This is a genomic window from Verrucomicrobiota bacterium, assembly GCA_037139415.1.
GTDB lineage: Bacteria > Verrucomicrobiota > Verrucomicrobiia > Limisphaerales > Fontisphaeraceae > JBAXGN01.
In genome coordinates this window covers 1-12,766 of the sequence record JBAXGN010000213.1, presented here as the reverse complement: position 1 = coordinate 12,766, position 12,766 = coordinate 1, and the positions used below count along the sequence as shown (strand labels likewise).

Genomic DNA, 12,766 nt, shown 5'->3' with positions numbered 1-12,766 from the left:
GTCCCATTCCTTTTTACTGATTACTGGTCACTGGTCACTGATCACTTGTCTTTGCCGTCCCAAAACCGGGTCAGACTAAAACAATGACTCAGTTCATCGCGGGGAACATATAATTCCAATGAGCTTTCAAGATGAGACTAAGGCGCGCAGGATTTTGGACGGCTGGCGAGACGCGAGCGAGGCGCATACCCGTAGCGGTCTGTAACGAGCGAGCAACGAAGCCAGCAGCTCAAAAGACCAGCGAATTAGTCTCATCTTGATAGCGATTTGGAATAAGGTTGGTTCGCGCTGGGGTATCGGGGACGCGAACCTACCTGGGCTGGAGGTCGAAACACCGTTGGTGTTTAGCGGCCGCCATCGGGTTTCGTCAAACAATTTCCAGGAAAATCCACTTTGACTACGGCTGGCCCTATATTCCACTGAAAACAGCGAGGAACCAAGCAAAGCAAAAGCACGAAGAGGCCATTTCCGTTGACTTCACCTCATTTCAATGCCATGCTTCAGTTATGACTGTTGATTTGTTATACCCGCACATTACGAAATTACCCGGCGAGCCTGCGCGCTTGGAACGGCATCCCCGCCTGCGCGTGGCACAAATCGTCATGGACCACTTGGCCCACGGCTGGTCAGCGGAAGAAATCGTGCGTCAGCACCCCGCGCTTGCTTTGGCGGAAGCGCACGCCGCGCTAGGTTACTATTTTGACCACCAAGCCACAGTGGATGCCGAAATTGCCATGGAATTGGAAACCGCCGAAAAGTCCGCTCAGGCATCGCCAATTCCCTTTGCCCTCAGACTTCGTCAACTTCGTCAACGCTAATGCCCGTTGCACTTTACTTGGATGTTCATGTGCCCATGGCTATCACCGCTCAACTGCGGCGACGGTGTGTGAATGTTCTGCATGCGATTGAAGAAGGCACCGAACAGCTTTCCGACGCCGACCTTCTACAAGTTGCCACGCAAGCCAGCCGTGTGCTGTTCACCCAAGACATTCGCTTTAAAGCGTTGGCTGAGCGTTGGCAGGCAGCAGGAAAGCCTTTTACTGGCTTGGTTTTTGGACACCAACTGCGCGGCACCATCGGAGATTACGTGCGCGATCTGGAACTGATCGCCCAAGCCACTGATCTGAGGGAATGGCAAAGCATGGTGATCCAGATTCCACTCTAATTGTTTGCGCGAAAAAGGGTCAGAAAAGGGGTCAAAACTATGACAGCGGCACAGTTTTATCTGATTTTTCCTTTCGCTTTCTTTGTTGCAGTCGCGTCGGGGCGCTTTTCCACCTGCCCAGGTGCAAACGGGCTGCAATAGCTTTGATCGTCAACGCAACGTGTTGATCTAGCGCACCCTGTTCAGTGAGGCGATGACAAGATGGTTGTGAAACTGACTCGGCTTTCTGATGACTGATGACTGATCACTGTTCACTGGCTCCCTCCGAATTTCCCTCCCGGAGGGAACCACCTTTCTGAGCCCCATGGTATTCTGACGCCCATGAATGACATAAACATAAGTCCGAAGCCCGAATTTCGAACCCCGAAATGGCGATCCCCTTTCGCGTCAATTGGCGTGCTTCGCGGGCTGCGGTCTTCTCCGGAATCCCAGCTTCTATCTTCTGCTCGGCAATCTTTTACCTGCCATTTTTTGCCAATAGATTTTTCTGCAAAAGTTTCCTGCTCTGGGTTCGGCATTCGGATTTCTTTCGGATCTCGGTTTTCGGTCTTCGGATTTGTTCGTTATTCGCGTCAATTGGCGTCATTGGCGGGCTTCTGCGGATTCCAGCTCCAAACTCCCAGCCTCTACCTTCTGTTCATCATCTTTTTGCCATGTTCTGGTTTCGGATTTTTCTGCCAGTCCATTTTTCTGCAAAAGTCGGCGGTCAAAGAATTGTGATAAAAAATTCAATTTATCACATTTTTATCACAATTTGGTGCGAAAAATCTATTTCATCACAAAAACATCACAATTTCCAAAACTACACCACTCATCCCTGCCGTAGCCGCCGCCGTCAGGCGGCGCAAATTAAACAACCTCCTGTTTCACAAGAGTTTATGAATTAAGCATCTCCTTAAGCTACACCCGTGCATCGCTTAAGTCGGTGTAGTTTTGGACTACTTTTGAAGTACTTTTTCTAGCCCTTTCTAGCTCCTGACTCCCAGCTTCTATCTTCTGGCGGTGATTTTTTACCCGCCTATCGTTTTTCCATGTTTCACCACATTAATGTGGATAGCACGGATCAAAGCCAATACGAAAAATTGCAGAATGGTGGGACTCCGCTGGCAGACATCACCGCCATGGGCGGGGCGTTTCGGGCGGAAGCGTTGGCGCGTGACGCTGCCTGCCTGGCTGGATCAACGGCTGCGGCTCGTGCCGTGGCTGCTGCTGGTGGTGGTGATCTGTACGGTGATGCTGCAACTGCCCATGGATCTCGCCGACTTGGAACTGTTTGACGCCTTCCTGTTCTGCGGGGCGGGCTGGTCCACCATCACTTTGGCACTCGGTGGGTTACTTGCCTCCTTGATCCTGCCGCAACCCTACTGCAAATACGGCTGCCCCACCGGCGCGCTGCTCGAATTCGCGCGCTCCCATGGCGAATCCGACTCCTTCGGAAAACGGGATTTGGCGGCCGCCCTGTTGGTCTTGCTGGCACTGACGCTGGCTTGGAACTACGACGCGTACCTGATCTGGCTGAATCGGCCCAATGGCAGTTGAATGAGCGGGAAATCAGTTGCCGATGCGTTTGAACTCGGAACAAGCGGCAACGAGCGATGGCGGTGGCGGTTCCGGCTCAAGTTTTTAACGGGAGCTTTTCGCAGGTCCCGCCACAAAAAAGCTCGCTTCAAAGACCCGTTTTGCGCACACTCAGATTATGACTGCGGAGCCAACGGATGACGCGCTTCTCCCGCCCGAAGGGAGGTTGCTGTTGCTGGCCGCCCAAGCGTATCCCGACGCCGGGGCGGCGGCGCGGTTGGCCCGAACCATTTCGGAAGGGGTGGATTGGGACCGTTTTCTCACGACTGCCCATGCGCATGGGGTGCATCCCTTGGCGGCGCGCACCCTCCTCGCGTGCGCGGCGAACCTTGTTCCCGCGCGGGAACAGCAGGTGTTGCGCGGGTGGCTGCACCGGACGCTGGCCCGCAATCTGCAACTGCTGCGGGGGTTGGAAGCCATGCTCAACCTGTTTCAAGCGGCCGGTATTCCAGTGGTTTGCCTGAAAGGTCCGGGACTGGCTATCACCGGGTACGGGGGACTGGACGCGCGCGCCAGCAATGATCTCGACCTGCTGGTGCCGCCCGGGCAGCTCGGCCAGGCGACCGCCACGCTGCTGGCCGCCGGCTTTACGCGGCCTTACCCGCATCTAACCCCCGAGGAAGCGGATTATTTCCTGCTCGATTTCGGGTATCACCAAAGCTTCTTCCGCCAGCGGGACCGCTTGACGGTCGAATTGCATTGGTCACTCGGGCATGAGGACCTAGGTGTGGCCGAGGTCGCGGAGTCATTCTGGAGCCGCTGCCACAAGGCCGAGGCGGAAGGGGTGTCACTGCCAGTCATGTCCCCGGTCGAGACGCTCCTGTTTCAGGCCCGGCATGCGGCGGCCCACGGATGGAATGTCCTGCGGCACTTGTGCGATTTCCACGCGGCGGCCCGGCGGTTGGCCCCGGACGATTGGGCGCGCGTGGCCGCCGAGGCCCGGCGCACCCAGCAAACCGCCGCCTTGGGGGTCTCCGTCCTTTTGGTGCGGGAATACTTCGGCGAGGCCATCCCGGGACCGGTCGGGTCATTGATGGGGACGGATCGGCACATTCACCGGCTGGCCCGGCTGGCGACGCGTGGTTTGCGCGACAACCTCCGCCGGGGTACGTTCCACGCCCCGTCATTCGCCCTTCCTTGGCTGCTCCAACCGGGAATCGTTGCTTGGTTGCGCCGGCTACAATCCCTCAGTCACCCTTGCATCCACGAGCGGAACTGGATTCGACTGCCGCGGCCGCTCTGGCCGCTCTACTATGTCCTCCGCCCCCTTCGTCTGGCGATCAAATATGGCCGGCGAATCGGTTAGCATCCCCCTGGGAGCGCCGGCATCCTGCCGGCGAGGGACGCGGGAAAAGCTCCGGTTAATCAAACCACGCTTCGTGCGTCTAAAGCCTGTCAGGAAAACTAGCCGGCAAGATGCCGGCGCTCCCAGGTCCTCCGCGCGGCCCCGCATGCAAGTGCCGAAAATAATGGACTTGGCTCCCGGATTTTGGTATTCTTATGCCTGATTCAACGGTGCGTTTTGTTCCGGATGATTCGCTCATTTAATTGAAGCGGCATTTTCGAGGCGATCACAGTATTATTGAGTTGCAGAAGGGTACTATCATGAAAACAAAAGCTATTCGATTTGGAAGCCCGGCTGCGCAAACGCTGCGGCTCGTGGTGTGGTCGTGGTTGTTAATGGCTTCGCTCGGCCATGCCCAAACCTCATGGAAAGGCACGAGCAGCACCGCGTGGGCAACCGCCGCCAACTGGACGGCGGGAGTACCCACCGCCAGTCTGGATGCCATCATCGGCGACGCCAATTTTACTGGGCCCAACCAACCCAACATCAGCGCAACCTCCGTTTGCCGATCCCTCACGTTGGGCACGGGTACAATAGCCTCCACGCTCACGATTTCCAGGGGATTGACGGTTTCCGGGAATATTACCATCGGAGCCAACGGCCGAATTTCGCATACGTCAACATCGACTACCCGGGTGATCAGCCTCACTGGGAATTGGTCGAATTCCGGGATTTATGTGGGCTCCAGCTCGAGTAGCACGGTGACCTTTAGTGGCACATCGCAGACCCTTGCCGGCAGTGTGCCCACCGGTTTCCGCAGGTTGGTCATCAACGCCAGCAGTACCACCACGCTCGCTGGCAACATCAGCGTGACCAACACCTTGTCGCTCAGTGGCACCCTGGATCCCGGTGCCGGTGCCGGGTGGGGCGTGTCCGGCGCTGGCACCTTGTCCGTGGCTAACGGTGGAAAGCTATTGGTTCGCGCCTCCGCGTTCACCGGCAACTACTCGCTCAGCGGCACCAAGACGTTGAGCGCGGGCAGCACGGTGGATTACGCCGCCAGCGGCAACCAGACTGTGACCAACCTCACCTATTCCACCCTGCGCATCAGCGGCAGTGGCGTTAAAACGCTTATTGCGAATTTGCCTGCGCTCGTTTCTTCGTCCGCCACGGCCGGGAATCTGGATATCGCCGCTGGTACACTGGACCTCGCCACGTTCACCGCCAGTCGCGGTACGACCGTGGCGGGCGGAACGGTCAGTGTGGCGGCGGGGGCGGCCTTGAAAATCGGCGGCACGGGTACGTTTCCGGCCAATTATGCCACGCACGCTCTCGCTTCCACGAGTACGGTCGAGTACAACGGCACCAACCAGACCGTCACGGCGGAAACGTACGGCCATCTGATCCTGAGTAGCAGCGGTGCGGCCACCAAGACGATGCCGGGAGTCGCCTTCACGATCGCGGGCAACTGGCTGAGCGTCACCAATGTGCCGGGGGCGTCCGTGGCGTTCACCGCGGGGGCGGCCTTGACGGTGAATGGAAATGTCTCCCTTGGCGGCGGGACGACCTTCAATGGCGGCGCCTTTTCCCATTCCATTGGCGGTAACTGGACCAACAATGGGACGTTCACCGGCGCTTCGAGCACGATCACCATGAACGGCGTGAACGGGAGCCTCTCCGGCGGTGGCGTGAACAATTTCACCGACCTCGTCATGGCCCGCTCCGGCATTACCGCCGATGCCAGCACGAGCCTCAGCGTGGCCGGCAATTTCAGCACTACCGGTGCCGGCACGTTTACCCACACGCCGGGTGGCGTCGGCGTAGTGACGATGAGTGGCGCCAGCAAGTCCATCAGCGGCACCGGCATCGCTTTCAACAAGCTCACCATTTCCGGCACCATCAGCTCCGCTGCTTCCTTCACGGTCGCGGAGAATCTGACGGTGAACGGTTCACTGACAGCCAGCGGCGGAACCATTACTTTTAGCGGTACGGGGAAGACCATTTCTGGATCAGGCACCATGGCGTTCAGTGGCCTGAATGTTCCGGGCAGCGTCACCACCGCCAGTAGTTTTTCCCTGTCCGGGAACTTGAGTGTGGCTGGCAGTCTCTCCGCCACCGCCGGATTGATCACTTTCACCGGGACCACCGTCTTGAACGGCACGGCCAATCTGTTTGATACCCGATTGAACGGCACGCTTTTGCAGATGGGGGCGAATGCCGTCCTGCGTTTGGCGGGAAACACGACGTTGAGCGCTGGCGCCTTCGATGTCACCAACCAACGACCGAATACGATTGTCTATAACAGCGCCAACAGCCAGACGGTGCTTCCCATCACCTACGACAGTCTGGAAATCGCTGCCGGCGGCACCAAGACCGCCGGTGGCAATCTCACCGTCTGGAGCGATTTCACGATTGATTCCGGCGCGGTGTTCAGCGGTGGGGCGGGTGCCTACACAAATTATGTGCGCCATCACTGGCTGAATTACGGCACCTTTAATGCCGGTAACAGCACGGTCGAGCTGGTCGGTCCGGCCGATTCCACCATTGTCGGCGCGACGGCGTTCAACCAGTTGCGCGTGAACAAAGAGGCTTCCAGTCTGTTGGTCAACCTCTCGAACACGGTGAGCGTCGCCACGCTGGACATGGCGAGCGGCACGCTGAACACCGGCCCCAACACTCTGACCCTCACCACCACGCGCACCGGCAGCGGCCATGTGCTCGGAACCATCACCCGGCAGCACGCGTTCACGGCTGGTGTTCCCTACGCGTTTGAAGGTCCGTTTACCACCATCACCTTCGCCTCGTTGACGAGTGTCAGTTCCGTGACCATCGTCACGGCGCTTGGAACCATCGGTGATTTCCCGGCCGGAGCCGCCATCAACCGGCAATACACCGTGAGCCTGGCCGCGAGCGGCGCTTACAGCGCCACGTTCCGCGCGTATTATCAGAACTCGGAGCTGAATGGGAACGATGCCACGACCATGCAATTGTGGAACCACGGCGGCAGCACATGGGCCTTGTCCGGCAAGACGGGCAACAGCACCACGGACCAATGGGTGGAAAAAGCGGCTCTCACCGACCTCGCCGGGCATTGGACCATGGCCACCGACAACGGGATTGTGCGCTGGAATGGCGCGGTCAGCACGGCCTGGGAAACGGCGGGAAATTGGACGATCGTGTCCGGCAGCCCGAGCCGGCCTCCCACCACCAACAATATTGTGGAACTGGGCACCACCAACGTCACTTACCAGCCCACCATCACCTCGGCGGCCGAGGTTAAAGGCATTTCGTTTGGCAGCGCGCAGGCGATCACGTTGACCCTGGGCACCGGTGGTTCGTTGGCGACCGTTGGCAATGTGGCTGGCAGTTGGACGAACAACGTCACCCACACCATCCAGGTCGGCACGCAGACCCTGAGCGTGAACGGGGATCTGGCGTTGAGCGACGGTACCAGCGGACACGCGATCAATCTCAATCTCAGTTCCGGTACGGTGAACGTGACGAATGATCTGGTCCAATCCGGCGGCGCCAACCTCACCTTCACTGGCGCGGGCACGTTGAATTTGGCGGGCAGTTTCCTTCAGACCAGTGGCACGTTCACGGCGGGCACCGGCACGGTCAATTACCTTGGCAGCGGAGCGCAGACCGTCGCCGGCGTGGCCTACCATCAGCTTGCGGTCAATAAAAGCGCGGGCATTGCCACACTTGCGTCCGCGGCGACTGTCTATGGCAATCTGGCGGTGGCCACGGGCGGACGCCTCCGGCTCAATGCGGCGCTGCCGGTGGCGGGTACTGTGACCATCGGCGCCGGGGCCATCCTGGACTTGGGCGGCATGTCCCTGTCAGTGGGTGGCGATTGGATTTGTAGTGGCACGCTCGACATCAGCAGCGGTGGCGAGGTGGTTTTCAATGGCGCGGGCGCGCAGACTATCAACGCCGGTGCCTTCCACGATTTTGATATCAACAAGCCGTCCGGCACGGCCACCTTGGCCGGTAACCTCAGCGTCGCCGCCGACGCGGACGTTTTTGCGGGCACGCTGGATCTTTCCAGCTATGCCATTGACTCCGCTTCCAGCGGGGTGGCGCTTTCGGTCGCGGCCGGGGCGCGGTTGCGGACGGCGGGCAGTTTCCCCACGAATTTCGCCACCCTCACGCTCGACCGTGCTTCCACGGTGGAATACTACGGGGCTGGGAGCCAGACGATTGCGGCGGCGACCTACGGCCAACTGATTGTGACCAATGGCAGCAGCACCCCCAAGACGCTGGCGGGCCCCATCACTGTGGCGGGCGATCTGCTCATCACCAATGCTACGCTCGCGGCCAGTTCCCATTCCCTGACCCTGCTGGGCAATTGGAACAACCTGGGCGCGTTCACCGCCGGCATCGGCACGGTGATTCTGAATGGGACGAACCAGACCGTGACGGGGGCCACGACCTTCAAAAACCTGACGGTGCCCGGCAGTTACACCGTGGCCAATTGCGACATTACCATTCAGGGTAACGCTACCATCACGGGGAGCTACGCCGCTGGTACCGGCACCCACACGATTGACGGGGATTTGTTCAACAGCGGGAGCATGTCGAGCGCGGGCACCACCACGTTCACCGGCACGCGCCTTCAGACCATCCAGTTGCTCACCCCCATCAACTCCGTCTCTTCCGGCATTGTCAACTTTAACGGGACGGTCCCGCCGGTGCTGAATTCGTCGGCCTCCCCGTTGTTTGCGAATGTGAACATCCACAACACCGGCGGCGTGACCGCCAGCGTTGGGTGGACGGTTTACTACGGGTTCACCGTCGGTTCCGGGGCCAGCTTTAATGGTGGCGGGTTCACCCATCTGTTCTATGGGACCGTCACCAACCTGGGCACCCTGACCAGCAGTGGCACGTTGAACTTCAGTCCCACCAGCGACACCACGTTGACTCTGGGCAGCGGCTTTGCCAGCTCCGGGACGGTGGTCTTCAGCGGTGCCAAACACATCACGCTCAGTAGCGGCGCGCTGGCCCTCGGTTCCGTTCATATCGCGAACACCCATGCCGCCGGCCTCACGCCGGTTTCCAACTGGACGTTGGCGGGCGACTTGCAGGTGGATGGCGGGTCCGCCTTCCATGCGGGCAGTGGGTTTACCCATTCGCTGGCCGGGAGCCTCGGCAATAACGGGATCTTTGATGGCGGCGCGAGCCAGGTGGTGTTTAATGGCACCAGTGAAATTAGCGGTGTTGGTTCGACCGTATTCAATAATTTACAGGTTAGCGGCAGCCTCACCAACCTGGTGGACATCACGGTGACCGGTAACTTCGCCAATAACGGCGCGTTTGATGCCCCCGGGGTCAACCTGAATTTCACGGGAAGTTCGCCTTCCGCCCTCACCGGCACCACCACGCCGACTCCCATTGACTCGCTTGTCATCGCCAAAAGTTCCGCCACTGTCACGCTCGGCGTGAGTGTCAACAGCGTGTCCACGCTTACCATTGCCAGCGGCACGCTCGACACCGGGGCATATACGGTCAGCGAGGACGCGGTAAATTTTGGCGGGTTGACCGTGGGCGCGAACGCCACCCTGATGCTGGGCGGCGGCAATGCCTTCCCAACGTTCACCAGCGGCGTCAATCTCAATGCCGGCAGCACGATCCATTACAGCGGCGCGGCGCAAACCGTTGCGGCGCTGACCTATGCCAACCTCAAATTGAGCGGCAGCGGGAACAAGACCCTCGCCACGCCCGCCACCATCAACGGCAACGTGGATATTGCCGGCAGCGCCAAGTTTAACCTGACCTACGCCAGCGGCAGTTACAGCGCCGTCGGCTCACTCACGCTCGGCGGCGCGCTCCAGTTGGCGGGCACCTGGGGCTCGACCAGTTCGGCGGCGGATAACAAGTCGAACACATACTTTCAAGGGACGGGCAAGCTGAACGTCGGCAACCGTTCCCTCGATCATTTTGCCGTGTCCACGCCCGGCCCGCAGACGGCGGGAACGCCCTTCACGATCACCACCATCACCGCGCAGGATGTGAATAATAACACGGTACCCACGTTCACCGGCACGGTGGATTTGACCGAGACGGGCGATGGCGCTGGCGGCACGGTCACCCCGGCGCAGTCGGGCGCGTTCACGGCGGGTGTGCTCTCGGGCCAGAGCGTGACGCTGACCAAGGCTGGGGCGGGAGTCACCATTACCGTTGCCGACCATGCCGGAACGCTCAAGAGCGGCGTGAGCGATCCCTTTGCGGTCAATCCGGGTGTACTCCACCACTATGCTGTCACGTTCTCCGCGCCGCCTTTCTCCGCCGGCGTCCCGTTCACCACCTACGCCACGGCGCAGGACGCGAACAACAATACCGTCACCAACACGAGCGGCAACCTCGTCACGTTCACCAGCAGTTCGACCAATATGACTTGGGATGGTTGCGCGCAGGGGACGTTTGAGCCTACGGAGCCCGACGAAATCATCGCCACGAATATCAACGGCGTCGCCAGTATCCCGACCAAGGACAAGACGGTGGAAACCGGTGTGACCATCACCGTTACTGACACCAATAACAGCAAGACGGGCACTTCGGCGGCCATTGATATCGTGCTAACCACGGGCGCGTATCGCACTCTGGGCAGCGGCAGTTGGAGTGATGCCAGCACCTGGCAGACCAACAATGGTGCCTCCTGGGACAACGCCCTCAATGCGCCTGATTATACGATGGGCGTGGTCACCGTCCAATCCAACCATACCGTCACCGTCACGGCGGATGTGGCGGTGGATCAGGTTTATGTCGAGCGCGGCGGACAGCTCACCGTCAACCCAGGAGTGACCTTGACGGTGCGGAGCGATAGCGTGCCGGGCTTGGAACTCTATGGCTCGCTGGTCAATAACGGCGTGGTGGTCATTAACAGCGGCAGCCAGCTCGTCGTGTTTAATGCCGGCGCCTTGGTGAACTCCGACACCATCACTGCGACCGGCTTGTTGCGGTTTTTCAGCGGTGCCACGTACCGGCACCTGTTCACCACGACGCCAGGCACGATCCCGACCGCCGAATGGCGCGCGGGCTCGATTTGCGAAATCGCCGGCTACACCAGCAATACGACTCTGCCAGGCGGGCGGGCTCAGAGCTTTTACCATTTCACCTGGAACTGTCCCGGCCAGACTGGAAACATCGTGTTGGGTGGCTACCCCGCCGCTGTTGGCGGTAACTTCACGGTCACCTCGACTGGCAGCGGAGCCCTCACGCTCGGCGGCAACCTTGTGGTCCCCGGCACTGCCTCTGTGGGCAGCGAGGGAAGGTTGAACTGCGGGACCTATACGATTACCGGCGCGGCGTTCACGTTGGGCTCCGGCGGCACGCTGGGCATTGGCTCCGCCGATGGTATCACCTCGTCTGGTGCCAGTGGCAACATCCAGACCACGACTCGCGGGTTTCCCACCGATGCCAATTACACCTATAACGGTGCCGCCGCCCAAGTGCCTGGCAACGGCTTGCCGGCGGCGGTTAATCATCTGACGATCAACAACAGCGCGGGACTCACGCTTGGCGGCAGTCTGACGGTCAATGGCACCCTCACCCTCACGGCGGGCAAGCTGGCGACGGGTGCCAGCAAGCTAATCCTCGGCCCGGATGGTTCGGTTTCCGGGGGCGGTTCTGGTGTCTATGTGGTCGGTACTGTGCAGAAGGACTTCAACCTTGGTTCGGGCCAGTCGTTCACCTTCCCGGTTGGCGACGCGGCCAATTATACGCCGGTCGCGCTGGCGAATCTGACCGTGACGACGCCGGGCGATATTACTGCCAACACGACACCGGGTGCGTATCCGGGATTCACCGCCAAAGGGTCCAAACTTGCCAGCCAGAGTGTGAAGCGGTACTGGACCCTGAGCGCGGGCGGCGGGTTGGCGGTCAGTACCTATGACGCGACGTTTAACTTTGTGGCTGGCGACGTGGTCGGCGGGGCCGATACCACCAAGTTTCTGGCAAAACGCTACTCGGCGGGGTGGACCGGGGCGGTGCCCGGTACGCGGACCAGTACGAGCACGGCGGCCACCGGGATTACTGGCTTTGGCGACTTTATTGTCGGGACCCCCAACACGACGCGGGTGGTGCTGTATGATTTCCAGGTGGGCACGAGCCAAGGGCAGGTGGTGGTGCGCTGGCAGACGGCGTCGGAAGTGGACACGCTGGGTTTCCGGCTGTATCGCTTGGACGGTACTGGGGCGTTGACACCGGTCGGCGGGTTCACTCCTTCCAAAGGCCAGTTGCTCGGGGGTATTGGCGCGACCTATGAAGTGGTGGACACGGGCGCCCAAGCCGGTGAGACCTATACGTACAAGTTGGTGGAGGTGGAAACCACGGGGGGATCGGTGGAGTACGGCCCGTTTGCCCGCACGGCGCAGGAGTTGCGATTAACCTCGCCGCTCACCTTGGAGAACGGCAGCTTGGCGTTGCGTTGGCTCAGCCGCACGAACGAGGTGTATTCCATCCTTCGAAGTAGTAATCTGACCGGGCCGTTCCTGCCGGTGGCGACTCAGTTACCGGCGACGCTGCCGCAGAACAGTTACACAGTGCCGATGGACGGCTGCCCCGCGTTTTACAAGATCGTGGCCCAATGACCGAATCCCAATTATCCCTGGGAGCGCCGGCATCCTGCCGGCGAGGGATGTGGGTGCCGCTCCGTTTAATCAAACCACGCTTCGAGCGTTTGAAGCCCATCAAAATCCACGCGGACCGGAGGTCCGCGCTCCGTAGCACCGGCATCT

The 12,766-nt window shown here is 60.0% G+C and carries 6 protein-coding genes; all 6 read left to right on the top strand.

Features of this window, described 5'->3' with window-relative positions; genetic code table 11:
- The first annotated feature begins 506 nt into the window (after nt 1-506).
- The gene (locus tag WCO56_25620; GenBank protein ID MEI7732977.1) at nt 507-818 is read left to right on the top strand and encodes a DUF433 domain-containing protein; all 312 of its coding nucleotides are present in this window, start codon (nt 507-509) and stop codon (nt 816-818) included.
- Entirely contained in the window at nt 818-1,165 is a 348-nt protein-coding gene (locus WCO56_25615) for a DUF5615 family PIN-like protein (protein ID MEI7732976.1), read from the top strand. The genes WCO56_25620 and WCO56_25615 overlap by 1 nt, the downstream gene beginning before the upstream one ends.
- A 368-nt stretch (nt 1,166-1,533) precedes the next feature.
- Nucleotides 1,534-2,052, top strand: a complete 519-nt coding sequence (locus WCO56_25610) for a hypothetical protein (protein MEI7732975.1) — start codon at nt 1,534-1,536, stop codon at nt 2,050-2,052.
- 202 nt (nt 2,053-2,254) lie between these two features.
- Nucleotides 2,255-2,704, top strand: coding sequence for a 4Fe-4S binding protein (locus tag WCO56_25605; protein ID MEI7732974.1), 450 nt, complete (start codon nt 2,255-2,257; stop codon nt 2,702-2,704).
- A 157-nt stretch (nt 2,705-2,861) separates the two neighbouring features.
- The gene (locus WCO56_25600; protein MEI7732973.1) at nt 2,862-4,049 is read left to right on the top strand and encodes a nucleotidyltransferase family protein; all 1,188 of its coding nucleotides are present in this window, start codon (nt 2,862-2,864) and stop codon (nt 4,047-4,049) included.
- Nucleotides 4,050-4,348: 299 nt separating this feature from the next.
- Nucleotides 4,349-12,619 carry a hypothetical protein gene (locus WCO56_25595; GenBank protein ID MEI7732972.1) on the top strand — a complete coding sequence of 2,757 codons (8,271 nt, stop codon included), beginning with the start codon at nt 4,349-4,351 and terminating at the stop codon, nt 12,617-12,619.
- Nucleotides 12,620-12,766: the final 147 nt, after the last annotated feature.